The following is a 16,508-nucleotide window of genomic DNA, read 5'->3' on the forward strand; positions in this document are numbered from 1 at the left end:
TTGACGTTGCTGGCAAAACATCGCCAGAAGCGCATATGCTTGTTCAACTGATCCACAACCCTGCATCGGGGACGCATGATGAGAGCCGTCTGTCGATATTGGAACAGGCATTTGAGGCTTGCGGCGCATCGGTGGTTTCAGGCCAGACCTCCCTTGCCGGTGAAATCAACTTCTCCGGCAATATCGACCTAATCTGCGTATCGGGGGGAGACGGTGCGCTGCGGCAAGTGGTTGCAGAGATGGCACGACAGGACATCTCCGCGTCAATCTGCGTCTTTCCGGCCGGAACAGTCAATTTGGTCGCTAAGGAACTCGGCTATTCCAGCGATCCTGAGCTGTTTGCACGCGAGATCATGGCAGGCTTTCTCGACAGGGATGACGGAAGGCTGGAGGCCCCGCTGATCACCAGTGACGATCAACCCTTTGTGGCCTGCATCAGTGCCGGTCCGGATGGGCAAGCTGTGGCTAGACACAGCCCCGCGCTGAAGAAACGCATTGGTGGGGCGGCTTATGCCTGGTCCTTGGTAAAATTGCTCGGTAACTGGCCAAAGCTCAGCTTTTCCTTGGCATTGGAAACGCCCGACGGATCGACAAGACAGATGACCAGCAGCGCCTTTTACGTGATCAAGGCCCATCATTATGCCGGGAAATGGACGCTGGCGCCAGCCGCCGGCTTGGCGACAGACATATTCCATATTATATCGCTAAACCGCGGGCGGCGGCGGGATTTTATACGATTCATTATCGGCGTAGCGATCGGCCGAGATCCGGCAAAATTTGATTTTATACAGACTCTAACCGCGCATAGCCTGTCGATAACGCCTGATGATGAGGAATCCAGGCTCGCCGCTTTTCAAGTGGACGGAGATATGCTGTCAGAGCAACCACGTTTGATCAAAATGGCAAAGCGTCGGATAACATATTGCCTGCCACGCCCTGATTAAGGGCTGTTTTTTCAGGCTGCCTTACAATGGGCCCCGATAAGCTCGGCCAACATCGGCAATTTGCTCGGCGGCAGATCATGCCCCATGCCCTCAACCAATTCAAAGCGGGCATTTTTAACATGTTCCGCGATATCCTGTCCGCAAGCAGAAGGGATAAGCGGGTCATCCGCACCGTGGATGACCAAGGTCGGTACCGCGATCCTCTGAGCCACCGGCCGCAAATTTCCCGTGTCTATAATGGCGGCCATCTGACGCTTGGGGCCCGGCGGGTAAAAGGCCCGTTCCTGGGCCAATTTCATCATCGCTCTGCGTTCATCCGGACGTCCACGCCCTTCTTCCGAAGCGATAAGCGAAGAAAAAGCCAACCCCAGTTCCAGGGCCTCGTCCGGGGTTTTCGTTTTTGCACGGGCCGTCCGCATCAGCACTGTCCGAACTTCGGCACTGGCACCCGGCAGACCCGGACCGTTGGTCGATGACATGATCGGCGTGAAAGACAGCACCCGATCGGCATGATTCGCTGCGATCAACTGGCCGATCATCCCGCCCATCGACGCGCCAACAATATGGGCGCGATCGATTTTGAGCGCATCGAGAACGCCAACGGCGTCTCTCGCCATGTCGCTCAAATTATAGGGTGCCATCTGGCGTTTGGCGAAAAAGCGTTTGGTGATCATCTGCCGGATCGGATGCGGTGCGCGCACCCCGTCATATTTATAGGAAAGACCGACATCCCGGTTGTCAAAAGTGACGACCCTAAACCCTTGTTCGACCAGAGCGTTGACGAAATCCATCGGCCAATAGACCAGTTGCGCGGTATAGCCCATCACCAGCAATATGGCTGGGTCTTCGGGGTTTCCGTGATCTTCTACTTCGATATTGATGCCATTGGAGGTGACTTGCATGGACGGTTCCTGATCTGCACAAAACAGGATCAGTAACAGAAAGCCCATAGGTTACAAGACGCGCCTCTGCCGCCCTAAGGCGTATTTAGCCGGCCAGATGGCGCGGTTTCATTATTCGCCATATTGGCATTGCTGCCGACGGTCACTGCGCCCAATCGGGCGACCTGATTGTCCTCGTCGACCACCACGCTCGCCCCCAGATTCACGGGCACTTTGATGGCCTGGGCCGAAAGCTTGGCGATCCGGACCGTGTAATTGCCATATGGTACCCCATCAAACAGGAAGAAACCGTCAAATTCGGTCTGGGTCTCTCGCACAACCCGGCCTTCAACATTGACCAGTTCCATTCCGACACCAGCGATGGAGCCGCCGCCTCTGCGCATCAATGTGCCCTCAACCTCGCCGGCACTGACCAATGGCAACTCGACCGTCACCGCAACGCCGGGTCGCGGCGTGATGACAATACCGGGCAGAGCCGGCTGGACATAAGGGTTTGGCAGACTGCTGCTATCAATCCCGATCAATACCGCTCGGAAAGGTTGCAGATTGTCGATGATCGCACTGCCATTTTCATCGGTGGCGTTAAGCGCGACCGATTGCCCGGCGGTCAATTCTACATTTTTCGCCAAGGCCTCTCCCGGTTGGCGGATGCCATCCCGGTTTTCATCATGATATACAATGGCCAGCGCCTGTCCGTTGTTCGCCAGCTTGTTGCTGGAGAGACGGAACTTGCCATTGCGCGGATCAGGTCCGAGACTGAACGCCAGATTGAGGCCCGCCGCCACAGATCCATCGGTCGCAGCTTCAGCGGTAGCGGTAACCGCAAAGCGATCGAAGCGGCGAATAATCCCAATTCCAGCGCGTCCGCGATCAAGCCCCGCGTCATAGCCAAGCTCCGCACGCCAGTCGGATCGCTCACCAGCCCGCCATTCACCGATCAAATCCACCCGCTCAAAACGCTTTTCCGGAGCCAGGCGGTAAACCGCCTCGCCACGCAAGCGAACCTTGCCAATCCGTCCATTGGCGAGCAATCGTGCTTCCAAACGATCCGGGGGATCGGGACCAATATCGCTAAACCTCTTCTCCCAGTTCAGTTCGCCGGTTAGAGATAAACGTCTGAGATTAAAGGATAATCTTCCCGTTATATCCAGGCTATCCCGGCCATCAGACCGCGTCTCATATTGCGCGTCTATATGGACAGGCACCAGCTTGCTGCCAATTTTAAAGCCTTGGTCAATCGCAAGGCTGTGCCGGGATTCGACATTTTTTTCGACCTGGTCGGAGATGAAACCACCGCGGGCAAAGATTGATTCAGCGGTAATATAGCTATTGCCGAGCTGACCGAGCAGCTGGCCGCGAAACGCCATGCCGCTGCCGAGATCCGATGAAGCCGACAATTCCACTAGCGCCGGTCCCACCGCTCGCCGAACCGATCCTTCGAGATAGTCATGCCGAATACCGTCGATTTGCAGGCTGAACAATGAGGCCGCAACCGAGGTTTTGGCGTTGAGACCACGTTCCACCCCGACGCCGCCACGCCAGCCGGCCTGGCGTATGGGCACAAGATTTCCAAGTTGGATCAAATCCGCGCCTGCTTCGTGGACCCCAGCCCAATAATAGGTTTTCCGGGGCGGAATGGAATCCAGACCCACAGGAATGGATTTCGTATCGCGGCGAATCTGCCCCTGCGGGCCGTAGAGCACGACTTCAAACCGGTTTTGACCGTAAAGCAGTGGCACATCGATAAATTCATAACGACCGTCGGTGCGGTTTTCAGCAAAGGCAAGCAACTGGCCGTTGCGATAGAGCTCTGCATCCCAACCAATGGGCAATTCACCCCTGAAGCTGGTACGATCAAAGCTATCAGGCCGTTCGACGGGACGGTTGGTCACCAAGGCGCCCCGTCCCGCAACGGATTGCGAAACCAAAGGAGTCGAGAAGGTCGATACGTCGCCCAGTGCAAAATGGGTTGCCTTTAGCGGCCCGAGAAGGCCCCCCTTCGGATCGGTCCTGTAAGCACGCAATCTGAGGCTTTCGGGTATGCCATTGTCGTCAGAGGATAGACGGGCATCAAAACTGGCTTTGCCAACCTCACCGGAAGCATAAAGCTCATAGCGAAGGTCATATTTCTGACCCGATTGTTTATCCCTTAGGCCGCCGGCTGAAACAACGGCGTCCACAGAGGGCGTGCGCCAGAATTTATAGGGTTCGGAAGATTGAGGAAGGCCAGATAGATCGAATTGCTTCTGTGGACGGATCTTGGCCGCCTGCTCTTTTCGTTCAAGTGCCCGTTCAAACGGCAGCCTGCTATCCGATTCAATGGTCAAGAGCGCGTTTGACAGATCCGGTATAAATTGAACATCAAACCAGTCAGAGAGGCTCTTAACGTTGACGCACCAGCCTTCTGGCACATCATGAATCTGGCCATATTGCAATTTCTTACGACTGTTCACCTTTTGTACCATATCACTGTCACGATCGATGGTCAGCGTCTGGTTCTCGGAGAAGATCCAACCAGTTGCGCGGCGCGACTTTTTGTCCAGCCGAAGCGGAATATCGAGAGCCATGATCATATCAGCAAGATCAACGCATACACCTGCGTCCGTTTGATAGCCGCGAACCCCGTCGCCCAGGCGATATTTTCCGGAACGCAGATCAAACAGCAGCGCATCGTCATCCGTCGCCGTCCATTTGCCCTCGGCTTGTGCGGGGGCCGCAAGAAACAGCGAAGCCGCCGAGATCGAGATGATCCCCGCGGCTTTGACCAGGGCATTAAGCCCCTGGCCGATCATATGTATTGGCTGTTTCATCGTACAAATCATGACTTATTGGTGGCGTGCAACCACATTAAGTCATTGATAAATATTCTTTATCTAAGAACCATATCGGTCTTGGCGATCAAGCCTCCGCCGGCATTGATGGGCTCGTAATATTCAACCGAGACCTTACCTTTGAGCTGCGCTGCAACCTCAGCCGGAATCGGCAATATAACTTTTCGTTGGTTGATTTCAGGGTAGACGGCAATGCCGCGTGCGACCATCACCGGCTCGCTCAGACCCGCTTTTGTCACCCGGATCTCACCATAGGTGGATCGTTCACCAGCGCGGCTGAGATCGAACGTAAAGGCCTGGCCGTTTTCATCCTGCTCCAAGCGGCCGTTTGCAATAGCGGCCGTTGCCTGCAAGTTGCCTTGCCGGATAATAACGGGAATGGTCACGCCATAAATTGGTGTCAGGGCGATAGAAAACCCTTCAGCCGGTGACTGTTGATCGGTCACCGATCGCGCCTTTGGAATCGCGCGAAAAAGCAAATGCGCGCGATATTCGCCGTCCGCAAGACCTTCAGGCGCGCGCACGCCCAAACGAATCGCCTGTGGCTGATTTGGTGGCAAGGTCACCCGCCGCGGCGCATAGCGGATCATATTTTTGGCCGCCTGCTCAATCTCATTGGCCTCTTCGACGCTGACATCTTTCAAGCGGCCTTCGCTTGTCATGCGACGCAATTCCAAGGAAATCCGGTAGGTTGCGGTCTCCGCTCCAATATTGTTCAATATAACTTCTGTTCCACGCTGGCCATCCAGAACAACCCGGGTGGGCGCCACCAAGAGATCCCCTGCAGCCTGCACAGGTGTCGCCAGTGTTGCGGATGCCAAAGCACCCAGAGCAACACAATATTTGCTCAAATTCTTAAAACCCAGGATTGTCATTTGTTTCTCCGGTCATGGCTGGTCATTCGGACAGGCTGGTTTTGTCAGCCTTTCCCCACAACATCCTTATAGAGGAAGAGGGTTACCAAAGGGCTAACCATGGGTGCTTTTTGAACGCATGTTGGACCTGGGCCCCGCTCGAACGACGGCCATAGAAAAACCCGCTCGCGACGGCGGTCGCAAGCGGGCTCTCGTTCAGTTTTGATCGATGGTGCTAGAGCACCATCGGTTCAATAATCACTGATAGTTGACGGTCACACCGAAGGTGCCAACATAGGCGCCATCGGCCTGGTTAGCGCCAACAGACAGCGTTCCACCAACAGTGAAGCCATCGGTGCCATCAAGAGTGATGGTCGACGCGCTTGGAGTCAAAGAAGCGGTCATCGTGTCGCTTGGGCCGGTCAAAGTAACCGAAGCGTCAGAAGACACGGTTACGATTTCACCGGTGGTGCCGGTAACGTCAAAGCCAGCAGCCGAGGTGGTGCCGGAGCAAACCAGACCAGTACCGCAAGTCAGAGCACCAGCAGAGCTGATAACAACAGAAGAAGCAGTCGCACCGGTTACGATGGTGCCGAAGTCAAGATCGCTGCCGTCAGAAGTCACGGTAACCTGCTGAAGGATGTTTGCACGTGCGTCTGCAGATGCGGTTGCGGCCTGAGCAGCATTTGCACCCATGACAGAGGCTGCAAGTACGGAAGAAGCCAAAGCGGCTTTGATAAATTTTGACATTAAATCTGGTCCCTATTGTTTATTACATTACTGAAAGGACACATGCGGTGTAGTCAGGCCAAACCCACTGGCCAACCATCGCCTGTATCAACATTCAGCTGCTCTTATCCACGGGAAAGGATAAGGCTTTGCTGTCAGTGATGGTTAATTTTGTTTTAATGTAATAAGCACTTGATAAATATAGATTTAATTGCTGATTTATCTAGATTGCACCTTGGGAATCAAAGCAGAAGGCCGATGGTAACAACCGTTTACGGGGGTGAATCCCTAGATATGCTCTCCGGTGAGGCGTTGGCAAATGAGGTCAAGTTGATCAAGATTGGCATATTCGATCGACATCGCGCCGCCCTGCCCGTCAGACTGGATTTTCACCTTTAGCCCGAGCAAATCTCCCAAATGGGTTTCCAGCGCCTGAATATCTGCATCGGTCTCTGATATAGAAGCCCGCTTTTCCGGTGGGGTGGGATTCTTATCTGCCAGGGATTTGCGCACTAGCCGTTCGACATCGCGAACGGACAGACCTTGTTTCGCAACTTGCGGCGCCAACTCTTCGGCATTGGGTGCATTGATCAAGGCACGGGCATGGCCCATGGACAGCTTCTCATCGACAACAAGCGTTTTCACGCTGTCAGGCAGTTCGAGCAATCGCATTAAATTGGCAACATGGCTGCGCGACTTTCCGACAATCTCCGCAAGCTTAGACTGGCTATGCCCGAAATCGATGCTCAGCTTGGCATAAGCTTCGGCTTCTTCAATGACATTCAGATCCCGACGTTGGACATTTTCGACAATCGCAATCTCCAGCGTCTCCGCGTCATTGAGATTGCGCACCACCGCTGGTATCTGATGCAAGCGCGCGCGCTGTGCGGCCCGCCAACGCCGTTCACCGGCGACAATTTGAAAATTCTTACCATGCGGGCGCACGACAATTGGCTGAATCACACCGCGTTGCCGCATACTATCAGCCAACTCGTCCAACGCGTCCGTGTTGAACGTCTGTCGCGGCTGATCAGGATTTGGCCGGATATCGGAAATGGCGATAGAACGCAGGCCATCAATGGCCGCAACAGAAGCCACTTCGCCCCCTGCACTATCCGTTTCGCCCGATGTAGCAGCTACAATGGGCTCTTCCCGCTGAATTTCACCAAACAGACTGTTTAATCCCCGGCCCAGACCGGTCGCACGTTTTTGCGGCTTCTTGTTCTTTTCATCCACAGTCTTTTCATCTGCCATCATGCGGCTACCTTTCTGTCGGGCAAGCGGCCAATCAACTCCCGGGCGAGATCGATATAGGCCACCGAACCGGTGCAGCGATGGTCGTAGATCAAGGCTGGTAACCCGTGACTTGGTGCCTCAGACAATCGAACATTGCGCGGAATGACTGTGTCAAACACAACATCACCCAAACAGGCACGAACATCGTCTGATACCTGCTCGGTTAGCTTGTTACGGCGATCATACATGGTCAGAACCACGCCCATGACCGAGAGTTGCCGGTTAAAGCGCTCGCGAATACGCTCCACGGTTTGCAGCAACTGACTCAATCCCTCGAGCGCAAAAAACTCGCACTGCAGCGGAACCAGCAGAGATTCTACCGCGACCATAGCATTGAGAGTGAGCAAGCCCAAAGACGGGGGGCAATCGATCAAACAAATATCCCAGGCGCCATTGTCAGCGGAATCGAGGGCTTTTTTGAGTCGATGTGTCCGTTCTTCAAACTCCACCAATTCCACCTCTGCGCCGGATAGATCAACGGTGGCGGGCACGATTTCTAGCCCGGGAACCCTCGTCTGGTTGATACACTCGGCCAAAGGAACATCATTGACTAAAAGATCATAGCTGCTGTTGACCCGATCGCCTTGCGACAATCCGAGGCCAGTAGAGGCATTTCCTTGCGGATCAAGATCAATAAGCAGCACTTTCCAGCCACTAGCGGCCAATGCAGTGGCCATATTGATTGCTGTGGTTGTCTTGCCCACTCCGCCTTTTTGATTGGCTATTGCGATACGAACCATGGTCAGCTCAACCTTATAAAACAGGTTTCTAGCCCTTTCCCACCAATATTCCGGCGCTCGGATCGGTCAAACTATGTTCCACGTGGAACATTTTTTGCCGTTTTGGCGAAAGGCCTTTAAGCTCCCTTACCGCATTTTTGCCCTTTGGTAAGAGCCAAACCGTATTTTCTGTGGAAAACCGGTGCGAAAGTGCGATGAGTCGATCGAGCGGAGCAAAGGCACGCGCGCTTATGACATCGGCGGGAAAGCTATCAATTTGCTCCAACCGGTCATGTAAAATGCTAGAATGGTCATCAATTTGTATCTTTTCGACCACTTTGTTGAGAAATTCACATCGGCGCTTTCTGGATTCAACCATGCGCACTTGGTAATTACTGAGGATCGCCACCACCATACCCGGGAACCCTGCACCGGTCCCAAGGTCGAGCCAAATCATCTCCCCTTCTGGCTTGGGAGCAAGAAGAAGAAGTTGAGCGCTATCAACGACATGGCGTGACCACATCAGGTCTGCGCTAGACTTGGAGATTAGATTCTGAAGCAGCATTTCTTCGCACAACAAAGTGATGAACAGTTCGAGCCGTTCCCATGTTTCACGTGAAACATCAAAATTCGCGCGGATCCAGGCCTGCGCTTCGTCTTCCGTCATGCGGCAATATTCCTGCTGTCCCGACGGCGGGCATGAACCAATATCGCCGCAAGTGCCGCTGGGGTTATGCCCCTGATCCGCGACGCCGCGGCCAGGGTCTCTGGCCGCGCTGTTGTCAGACGTTCGACCATTTCGTTCGATAATCCGGCAATAGCTGCATAGTCTAGGTCATCACCGAGACGAATTTTCTCATTCGCCCGCAGATCCCTTAGCTCAGATTCTTGTCGCTCGAGATAGGGTGCGTAACGCGCATCCTCCTCAATCTCCAACTTCAATGCCGGATCAACATCCCCCAAACATGCCTCCAATCCTTCCAGTGATTGAATTGTGATATTGGGAAAGCGGAGCCAGTCGAACAGGCTTTGCTTCGTTCCGTCGCGGCGGACGTCGATCCCGACCTTCACAAGATCCTCGCTGGAACAGACGGTGTCTAACGCCTCAAAGATCATGTTCCGATTGCGCTGGCGATTGTTGAACCATTCCGCTCTCGCCGACGATACGCAACCGGCCGCAATAGCAATGGGAGTCAAACGGGTAGACGCATTGTCCGCGCGGAGCCTAAGTCGATATTCTGCCCGAGCGGTAAGCATGCGATAAGGCTCGGTGACACCCTGCAGAACCAAGTCGTCGATCATCACAGCCATATAGCTGGTGCCACGATCGAGTTCGGGTGTTTCCTTGCCTTGGGCGACACAGGCAGCTGCTAGCCCTGCGATTAAACCTTGAGCAGCAGCCTCTTCATAGCCGGTTGTGCCATTAATCTGGCCGGCACAATAGAGCCCCTCAAGATCCCGTACTTTCAGTGAACGATCCAGCGCGCGTGGATCGATATGATCATATTCCACCGCATAGCCAGGCACCAGTATTTCGGCCTCTTCGAGACCGTCCATAGTGCGCACGAATTCCAGTTGGATATTCGCTGGCAAGGACGTGCTAATCCCGTTGGGATAGATTAGATTTGTGCCCAATCCCTCTGGTTCCAGAAAAACCTGATGCGAATCACGGTCGGCGAATCGGTGAATCTTGTCCTCGATGGAGGGGCAATAGCGCGGACCCTGCGCATCGATCGCGCCACTAAATAACGGCGAACGATCCAGTGACCCGCGCACAATCTCATGCGTTTTGGCGTTGGTGCGGGTGACCGCACAAAATGTTTGAGGAACCGTCCGCCCTTTGGACATTGGAGACATGGTCCATCCGTCATCATCCGACGGCTGTTCCGGCAAAGATGCCCAATTGATCGTCCGGCCATCAAGCCGGGGTGGCGTTCCCGTTTTCAGGCGAGCGATCGGCAGTCCGGCATCGCGGATCTGTTGTCCTAGAGAAACCGAGGACGCCTCGCCTGTTCGTCCCCCTTCAACAGTTTCTTCACCACGAAACAATTTCCCGTTCAGGAAAGTGCCGGTAGCCAGAATCACCGCCTGAGCCGTGATCCTAGAGCCGTCCGCTAGCGTGATGCCGGTGACGCGGGAGTCCGACATCACCAGACTGGAAACCTCACCCTCGACAATGGTCAAATGATCCTGTGCATCGAGCATGCGGTGAATCGCTGCCTTGTAGAGCGTACGGTCCGCCTGAATACGCGGTCCCTGCACTGCTGTGCCCTTGGACAGGTTTAGCATGCGGTAATGGATGGCAGCGGCGTCCGCAGCGCGTCCGATTAAACCGTCAAAGGCGTCAACCTCGCGGACAAGATGACCTTTGCCCAGCCCACCAATAGCTGGATTGCAGGACATTGCCCCGATGCTTTCCTTGGTAAAACTTACCAATGCGGTGGACACGCCCATGCGCGCCGCAACAGCGGCTGCCTCGCAGCCCGCATGGCCACCGCCCACAACTATGATGTCAAATGTCTGCGTCATGCCGCGGCCCATAGCCCAAGCGGGTTTGCAGGTCAAAATCTACCGGTGCCGCTACGCTGTTTCACGTGGAACAGCTATTTTCCGATACAGAATTTGCCGAACAAACCATCCAGCATATCTTCGGTGCTCGCCTTACCGGTTATCTCATCTAATGCCATGCGCGCCGTCCGCAGATGCTCTGCGACGATCAGATAGTCAGGCTCGTGGATCATCGCATCTAGGCTGCCACACGCAGCATTCATTCGATCGGCCTGCCGGGCATTCACGCTGACCTGGTCACCGTCGGGTAGAATGTCTTTGGCCCGCGTCACAAGACAATCGACGAGACCATCCATACCCTGCCCACTGACGGGAGACAGAGAGAAGGCTTCTTTGCCTTTCGCGATATGCTCAGGGTGATCGCTGCGGGAGCTGACCTCAACGAGGTTTTCGCTATCGGGCCCCTGCCCTTCATCGCCCAACCATAAGATAATATCGGCAGCTGCAAATTGTTCATGGGCGCGCTCGATACCGATTTTCTCGATGGTCTCGGCCCCACTGTCCCTGACCCCGGCCGTATCGATAAAGAGAAACGGAATCCCGCCCAAACCGATTGGGACTTCAATTACATCACGCGTGGTTCCTGCTATATCCGAAACAATCGCCGCTTCGCGCTCGACCAAAGCGTTCAACAGCGTAGATTTGCCGCTATTCGGCGGACCACCCAGCACAACCCTGATGCCATCGCGAAGCTTTTCCGCTCGCGGCCGCTTCAAGAGCTCCCGGATTTCTTCTGCCAAAGCAATGGCCAGCCGCTGGAGCGTTTCCGCTTGCGCCGGTGCCACATCATCTTCGTCCGAAAAATCAAGTTCCGCTTCCACCATCGCGGACAATTGCAATATCCGCTGTTGCCAATCGTCGATCTTGCGCGACAATCCACCCCCAGCATTGCGAACCGCTGCTTTGCGTTGCAGTTCGGTTTCGGCAAAGAGCAGATCAGACAGGCCCTCGGATTCCGCAAGATCCATTTTGCCATGGGTGAACGCCCTGCGGGTAAATTCTCCCGGCTCTGCCTTGCGCAGACCGTCCAACTGCTCCAGCGCTTGTTCAATCGCCCGGATCACCGCACGACCGCCATGGCAGTGTATCTCCGCCAGATCTTCACCTGTCGCGCTGTTCGGCCCCGGTAACCAGAGGCACAAGGCAGAATCTAGCAATTCTCCACTAACCGAATTGGTTATATTTCGAAGTACTGTAACACGCGGTTTTGGTAAATCATGCGTGACCGCCTTAAGCGCCTGGCCAGCCAGCGGCCCGCTAATCCTTATGATTCCTATGGCTGCTGGCGGTTGTCCGCTGGACAATGCGAAAATGGTATCAACAGCGGACAACATGGCAGAAAGCGGCGGCTAGTCTGACTTTTTCTTGGTGGATGACGACTTTCCACCGCTTGATCCCGCCCCCATTGCGCCGGTCACAAAGGATGAAAACATCTTCAGCCCCGCCTCACCCATCGGCGCGATGATCTTGGTGAAATTCTGCAGCTGTTCGACCGAATTGGCACCCTGCAAGAATTTGGACATTTCCTTGACGTAGCTTTCATTGAGTTTGGCAACGTCGGGCAAGCCGATCATGCGGCGCGCCTCTTCCGGTGTGCAGTCCAGTTCAACGGTGACTTTCATTATGTCTTCCTCTGTTTCGCGACTGAAGCAAGTTCCCCCTCGTCCAACCGCTTGATGTTCCACCTTGCCTGCTGCTGATATGGGGATATTGTGACCAAAGAATCAAGGGACGATGCAAAGGAGCTTCAAAATGGGTGAGATGGAACAGGTCAAATCGTTGAGCGGAGAGACAGAATTTCCCTGTTATGTTGCCAAGCCGGATGGAACCGCCAGCGCTGCCATATTGGTCATCCAAGAAATTTTTGGCGTCAATCAAGGCATCAGAGCGAAATGCGACCATTGGGCGAGCCTCGGCTATCTTGCCATTGCACCGGATCTGTTCTGGCGGATTAACGAAGGCACGGATCTCGACGCCGACGTCCAGGAAGAATTCCAGATCGCGCTGGATCTGATGGGCAAATTTGATCAAGATCAGGGTATCCGCGATATCGAAGCCGCCATTCACTTTGCCCAGACCGCGATCGGCAGCCACAAGGTTGGTAGCGTCGGCTATTGCCTCGGCGGCCGCCTTGCCTTCATGACCGCCTGCCGCACCGATATTCGGGCATCTGTCGGCTATTATGGCGTCGGTATTGATGGCCTGCTTGGTGAAAAACAGGCCATTGCTCATGAAGTGATGCTGCATATCCCCACCGCCGACGGCTTTGTTCCCGCCGATGCGCAAGCCGCCATGCACGCCGGACTGGACGATCATCCAAAGGTGGTGCTGCACGACTATGATGGCCTTGATCACGGCTTTGCCGCACAATTTGGTGCACGCCGCGACGAAGTCGCTGCAACACTGGCGGACAACCGCACCGAAGCATTTTTCAAGGAGCATCTGGCATGAGCGCCCACAATAATTTGAAAGTCTGGCACGACCATTTCGAAGACAAAGGCGGATCCGGCCTACCCGACCAAATCGCCGACGATGCGGTGTTCCACTCGCCCGTTGTCCATACGCCGCAATCCGGAAAACATATGGTAGTCGCCTATCTCAGCGCCGCTGATCTTGTCCTTGCCAATGACAGCTTTCGCTATGTTCGCGAAATTGTCGATGAGACAAAGAATATGGCTATGCTGGAATTCGAGCTCGAGCTCGACGGCATCCAGGTCAACGGCGTCGATATCATCAGCTGGAATGATGACGGCAAGATTCAAAATTTCAAAGTGATGGTCCGGCCGTTGAAAGCGATCAACAAAGTCTGGGAAGAAATGGGCAAAATGCTGGAGAAGATGAAGGGTTAGGATTCTTCATTTCTACGTAGAAAATATTCACTATAGCCTTGCGGATTAACCGGAATTCCCACAACCGACATTGGAATAATGCCAAGATTCGGAAGCAAGAATTCCGGATCGTAGAGAATTTTCGGGATGGACAGCAAGACCACGAGGCCAATCCACAATAAGAGGAATTTAACCACCGCACGGCGCAAACCATAGCTGTAATTAAACTCGCCGAATCCGGGTGTATCGACAATGATTGCACTGGCTTGGGCATGCTGAAATGCCGGAACGGTCAGTCGGAATCCACCTAGTGCGAGCGGACAAATTGACACTGAACCATGGTTATATCCGCCAATATGAACCAATATCCCGGCTGCATCCAGAAGCGACGCAACAACCATGGTTTCGCTTCGAGAATTGATAATGGCGATCGGGATCATTTGGTCTGACACCACCAAAGCCTAATTGAATTACAAGCTTCGTTCAACAATCGTCAAAACAGCGTCAGCACGCCAATCGTTTGTTCATCACCCACCAGACCCGAATAGATCATCTTGCCGGCGACATAGATGATGACGGCCAGACCCAGATAGGCAATCCATTTGTACCGCTCGATATATTTGGCGATGACATTGGCAGCCAGACCCATCAGGGCAACCGAGAGTATGAGACCGACAACCAATATGCCTGGATGTTCGCGCGCGGCTCCAGCGACGCCCAATACATTGTCTAGGCTCATCGACACGTCAGCAGCCATGACTGCCCAGGCAGCCGCCCAGAAGCTTTTCTTCGATGCGACACCGCTATGTTCATCGCCTTCAATTTCCGGAGACCCGCCAGATTCACCTTCGTGGAAAATCTCGCGGTAAAAATTCCACGCGACCCAGAGCAAAAGCAAACCGCCCGCCAGCACCAGGCCAACAATCTGCAGAAGCTGCACCACAATCAGCGCGAACAATATACGCAGCACCAGTGCCGCGCCGATACCGATCAGGATCACCTTGCGACGCTGGTCCGCCGGCAGACCGCCAGCCAGCGCGCCAACGACAATCGCATTGTCCGCGGCAAAAACCAGATCGATCAAGACGACCTGGCCGAAAGCCGCCAAGGCTTCAGGCGTGCCGATCTTCGAAAAATCGGTGAGAATCGCTTGCCATATTTCTGCAGGCGAACCGAGCCCCGAGGCCGCGGCGGAAAAGATGGAAATCAGGTCAATCATGGAAAATAGAAGGTCCGTAATAGTTCACTGTCGGCATAGGGTCATAGAAATCGTGAAGCAAGCCACGCCATTGTTGATATTCTGGTGATTGCCGAAACCCATCGCGATGCGATTCAATCCGGTCCCAACTGATCAACAATAAATAGCGATCCGGATCATCGGACGATGGGCGGATCTCTATCGACTGAAAACCGGGTTGAGCAGCAACGAGCGGCCGGGCTTTCGCCATCGCCAATTCAAAATCACCCGACTGCCCTGGCCGGACTTGCAATATCGCATGTTCGACGATCATCAGGACAATCCGCTAAGCTTATTGATTCATGCTGTCGAAGAAATCGTCGTTGGATTTGCTGTCCTTCATCTTGTCGAGCAAGAATTCCATCGCGTCGATCGTGCCCATTTGCATGAGGATACGGCGCAGCACCCACATTTTCTTGAGCTTCTCGTCCTCGACCAGCAACTCTTCCTTACGCGTGCCGGATTTCCCGACATCCAACGCAGGGAAGATACGTTTGTCAGAGACTTTGCGATCCAGGACAATTTCCGAGTTACCGGTGCCCTTGAATTCTTCAAAGATGACCTCATCCATCCGGCTACCGGTATCGATCAGCGCCGTTGCAATGATCGACAGAGACCCACCTTCTTCAATATTTCGCGCAGCACCGAAAAAGCGTTTTGGACGTTGCAGCGCGTTAGCGTCAACACCGCCAGTGAGAACCTTGCCGGAGCTTGGTACCACAGTGTTATAGGCACGGCCGAGGCGGGTGATGGAATCGAGCAAGATAACCACATCATGCTTATGTTCGACCAGACGCTTCGCTTTTTCGATCACCATCTCAGCAACCTGTACGTGGCGGGTGGCTGGCTCGTCAAAAGTCGAGCTGATCACTTCGCCCTTCACCGAACGCTGCATGTCGGTAACTTCTTCCGGCCGTTCGTCGATCAGCAACACCAGAAGATAGACTTCAGGATGATTGTCGGTGATCGCCTTGGCAATATTCTGCAACAGAACGGTTTTACCGGTCCGCGGCGGCGCCACAATCAAGGCACGTTGGCCTTTGCCCTGTGGTGATACAATATCGATCACCCGCGCAGACTTGTCTTTCTCGGTTGGATCGAGACTATCCAGCGTGAGCTTCTCATCCGGATATAGCGGGGTGAGATTGTCAAAATTGACCCGATGCCGGACAGCATCCGGTTCATCAAAATTGATCGCAGTCAGCTTGGTCAGTGCAAAATAGCGCTCGCCGTCTTTCGGGGCGCGAATTTCGCCTTCAACCGTATCACCGGTGCGCAGACCAAATTTGCGAACCTGGTTGGGAGAAACATAAATATCATCAGGACCGGCAAGATAATTGGCTTCGGGTGATCGCAAGAAACCAAAACCATCGGGCAAGACTTCAATCGTACCGAGGCCCATGATCAGTTCATCTTGATCCGCAAGCTCTTTCAAAATTGCGAACATCAGATCCTGTTTGCGAAGCGTCGATGCGCTTTCAACGCCTAGTCCTTCCGCCATAGAGACGAGACCAGCAGGCGATTTTTCTTTTAATTCTTTTAAATGCATGGAAGATTATCCAAATATGTAAGGAGGTTATTCATTCTTTTGGCATGTGCG

The 16,508-nt window shown here is 54.1% G+C and carries 17 protein-coding genes; 3 read left to right on the top strand and 14 right to left on the bottom strand.

The window, feature by feature from the left end:
* Positions 1–35 precede the first annotated feature (35 nt).
* On the top strand, positions 36–944 hold the full coding sequence (locus ABJV08_RS02780) for a diacylglycerol kinase family protein (RefSeq protein ID WP_348038765.1): 909 nt from the start codon (positions 36–38) through the stop codon (positions 942–944).
* An 11-nt stretch (positions 945–955) separates the two neighbouring features.
* On the opposite strand, the gene ABJV08_RS02785 is transcribed toward ABJV08_RS02780, so the two are convergent.
* From ABJV08_RS02785 to ABJV08_RS02830, 10 genes are all read right to left on the bottom strand, one after another.
* On the bottom strand, positions 956–1,846 hold the full coding sequence (locus ABJV08_RS02785) for an alpha/beta hydrolase (RefSeq protein WP_348038763.1): 891 nt from the start codon (positions 1,844–1,846) through the stop codon (positions 956–958).
* Between the two features lie 74 nt (positions 1,847–1,920).
* A complete protein-coding gene (locus ABJV08_RS02790) occupies positions 1,921–4,656 on the bottom strand; it encodes a carboxypeptidase-like regulatory domain-containing protein (RefSeq protein ID WP_348038761.1) in 2,736 nt (911 codons plus the stop codon).
* A 59-nt stretch (positions 4,657–4,715) separates the two neighbouring features.
* Positions 4,716–5,552, bottom strand: coding sequence for a molecular chaperone (locus ABJV08_RS02795; protein ID WP_348038759.1), 837 nt, complete (start codon positions 5,550–5,552; stop codon positions 4,716–4,718).
* A gap of 237 nt (positions 5,553–5,789) precedes the next feature.
* The gene (locus ABJV08_RS02800) at positions 5,790–6,281 is read right to left on the bottom strand and encodes a DUF4402 domain-containing protein (protein ID WP_348038757.1); all 492 of its coding nucleotides are present in this window, start codon (positions 6,279–6,281) and stop codon (positions 5,790–5,792) included.
* Between the two features lie 267 nt (positions 6,282–6,548).
* Complete coding sequence (locus ABJV08_RS02805; RefSeq protein WP_348039302.1) at positions 6,549–7,514, bottom strand: ParB/RepB/Spo0J family partition protein; 966 nt, start codon at positions 7,512–7,514, stop codon at positions 6,549–6,551.
* Positions 7,514–8,296, bottom strand: a complete 783-nt coding sequence (locus ABJV08_RS02810; protein ID WP_348038755.1) for an AAA family ATPase — start codon at positions 8,294–8,296, stop codon at positions 7,514–7,516. Before ABJV08_RS02810 ends, ABJV08_RS02805 begins: the two co-directional genes overlap by 1 nt.
* Positions 8,297–8,324: 28 nt before the next feature.
* Positions 8,325–8,942, bottom strand: a complete 618-nt coding sequence (rsmG, locus tag ABJV08_RS02815) for a 16S rRNA (guanine(527)-N(7))-methyltransferase RsmG (RefSeq protein WP_348038753.1) — start codon at positions 8,940–8,942, stop codon at positions 8,325–8,327.
* The gene (gene mnmG, locus ABJV08_RS02820; protein WP_348038751.1) at positions 8,939–10,804 is read right to left on the bottom strand and encodes a tRNA uridine-5-carboxymethylaminomethyl(34) synthesis enzyme MnmG; all 1,866 of its coding nucleotides are present in this window, start codon (positions 10,802–10,804) and stop codon (positions 8,939–8,941) included. Before mnmG ends, rsmG begins: the two co-directional genes overlap by 4 nt.
* Before the next feature lie 74 nt (positions 10,805–10,878).
* Entirely contained in the window at positions 10,879–12,177 is a 1,299-nt protein-coding gene (gene mnmE, locus ABJV08_RS02825) for a tRNA uridine-5-carboxymethylaminomethyl(34) synthesis GTPase MnmE (RefSeq protein ID WP_348038749.1), read from the bottom strand.
* A gap of 15 nt (positions 12,178–12,192) precedes the next feature.
* Positions 12,193–12,465, bottom strand: coding sequence for a DUF6489 family protein (locus ABJV08_RS02830; RefSeq protein WP_348038747.1), 273 nt, complete (start codon positions 12,463–12,465; stop codon positions 12,193–12,195).
* 130 nt (positions 12,466–12,595) lie between these two features.
* On the opposite strand from ABJV08_RS02830, the gene ABJV08_RS02835 reads away from it, so the two are divergent.
* Together ABJV08_RS02835 and ABJV08_RS02840 are read left to right on the top strand one after the other, a co-directional pair.
* Entirely contained in the window at positions 12,596–13,294 is a 699-nt protein-coding gene (locus tag ABJV08_RS02835) for a dienelactone hydrolase family protein (RefSeq protein ID WP_348038745.1), read from the top strand.
* Positions 13,291–13,692, top strand: a complete 402-nt coding sequence (locus tag ABJV08_RS02840; protein ID WP_348038743.1) for a nuclear transport factor 2 family protein — start codon at positions 13,291–13,293, stop codon at positions 13,690–13,692. Before ABJV08_RS02835 ends, ABJV08_RS02840 begins: the two co-directional genes overlap by 4 nt.
* Here the strand turns inward: ABJV08_RS02840 and ABJV08_RS02845 are convergent.
* The 4 genes from ABJV08_RS02845 to rho are packed head-to-tail and all read right to left on the bottom strand — an operon-like array spanning position 13,689 to position 16,457.
* Positions 13,689–14,123 (bottom strand): hypothetical protein, encoded by a 435-nt coding sequence (locus ABJV08_RS02845; RefSeq protein ID WP_348038741.1) that lies wholly within the window; start codon positions 14,121–14,123, stop codon positions 13,689–13,691. The genes ABJV08_RS02840 and ABJV08_RS02845 overlap by 4 nt on opposite strands.
* A gap of 41 nt (positions 14,124–14,164) precedes the next feature.
* The gene (locus ABJV08_RS02850) at positions 14,165–14,890 is read right to left on the bottom strand and encodes a YjbE family putative metal transport protein (protein ID WP_348038739.1); all 726 of its coding nucleotides are present in this window, start codon (positions 14,888–14,890) and stop codon (positions 14,165–14,167) included.
* Positions 14,883–15,182: an antibiotic biosynthesis monooxygenase gene (locus ABJV08_RS02855; RefSeq protein WP_348038737.1), complete on the bottom strand. Its 300-nt coding sequence runs from the start codon at positions 15,180–15,182 to the stop codon at positions 14,883–14,885. Before ABJV08_RS02855 ends, ABJV08_RS02850 begins: the two co-directional genes overlap by 8 nt.
* Positions 15,183–15,200: 18 nt before the next feature.
* Positions 15,201–16,457 (bottom strand): transcription termination factor Rho, encoded by a 1,257-nt coding sequence (gene rho / locus ABJV08_RS02860; RefSeq protein WP_348038735.1) that lies wholly within the window; start codon positions 16,455–16,457, stop codon positions 15,201–15,203.
* Positions 16,458–16,508 lie beyond the last annotated feature (51 nt).

This window comes from Parasphingorhabdus sp. (genome assembly GCF_039982395.1).
In the GTDB taxonomy this organism is placed as follows: domain Bacteria; phylum Pseudomonadota; class Alphaproteobacteria; order Sphingomonadales; family Sphingomonadaceae; genus Parasphingorhabdus.

What these genes read in the sequence shown, in the direction of transcription:
- rsmG (WP_348038753.1), bottom strand. Translation starts at nt 8,942, where the DNA reads ATGACGGAAGACGAAGCGCAGGCCTGGATCCGCGCGAATTTTGATGTT.
- ABJV08_RS02790 (WP_348038761.1), bottom strand. Translation starts at nt 4,656, where the DNA reads ATGAAACAGCCAATACATATGATCGGCCAGGGGCTTAATGCCCTGGTC.
- mnmE (WP_348038749.1), bottom strand. Translation starts at nt 12,177, where the DNA reads ATGTTGTCCGCTGTTGATACCATTTTCGCATTGTCCAGCGGACAACCG.
- ABJV08_RS02780 (WP_348038765.1), top strand. Translation starts at nt 36, where the DNA reads ATGCTTGTTCAACTGATCCACAACCCTGCATCGGGGACGCATGATGAG.
- ABJV08_RS02785 (WP_348038763.1), bottom strand. Translation starts at nt 1,846, where the DNA reads ATGCAAGTCACCTCCAATGGCATCAATATCGAAGTAGAAGATCACGGA.
- ABJV08_RS02855 (WP_348038737.1), bottom strand. Translation starts at nt 15,182, where the DNA reads ATGATCGTCGAACATGCGATATTGCAAGTCCGGCCAGGGCAGTCGGGT.
- mnmG (WP_348038751.1), bottom strand. Translation starts at nt 10,804, where the DNA reads ATGACGCAGACATTTGACATCATAGTTGTGGGCGGTGGCCATGCGGGC.
- ABJV08_RS02805 (WP_348039302.1), bottom strand. Translation starts at nt 7,514, where the DNA reads ATGGCAGATGAAAAGACTGTGGATGAAAAGAACAAGAAGCCGCAAAAA.
- rho (WP_348038735.1), bottom strand. Translation starts at nt 16,457, where the DNA reads ATGCATTTAAAAGAATTAAAAGAAAAATCGCCTGCTGGTCTCGTCTCT.
- ABJV08_RS02840 (WP_348038743.1), top strand. Translation starts at nt 13,291, where the DNA reads ATGAGCGCCCACAATAATTTGAAAGTCTGGCACGACCATTTCGAAGAC.
- ABJV08_RS02795 (WP_348038759.1), bottom strand. Translation starts at nt 5,552, where the DNA reads ATGACAATCCTGGGTTTTAAGAATTTGAGCAAATATTGTGTTGCTCTG.
- ABJV08_RS02835 (WP_348038745.1), top strand. Translation starts at nt 12,596, where the DNA reads ATGGGTGAGATGGAACAGGTCAAATCGTTGAGCGGAGAGACAGAATTT.
- ABJV08_RS02810 (WP_348038755.1), bottom strand. Translation starts at nt 8,296, where the DNA reads ATGGTTCGTATCGCAATAGCCAATCAAAAAGGCGGAGTGGGCAAGACA.
- ABJV08_RS02850 (WP_348038739.1), bottom strand. Translation starts at nt 14,890, where the DNA reads ATGATTGACCTGATTTCCATCTTTTCCGCCGCGGCCTCGGGGCTCGGT.
- ABJV08_RS02800 (WP_348038757.1), bottom strand. Translation starts at nt 6,281, where the DNA reads ATGTCAAAATTTATCAAAGCCGCTTTGGCTTCTTCCGTACTTGCAGCC.
- ABJV08_RS02830 (WP_348038747.1), bottom strand. Translation starts at nt 12,465, where the DNA reads ATGAAAGTCACCGTTGAACTGGACTGCACACCGGAAGAGGCGCGCCGC.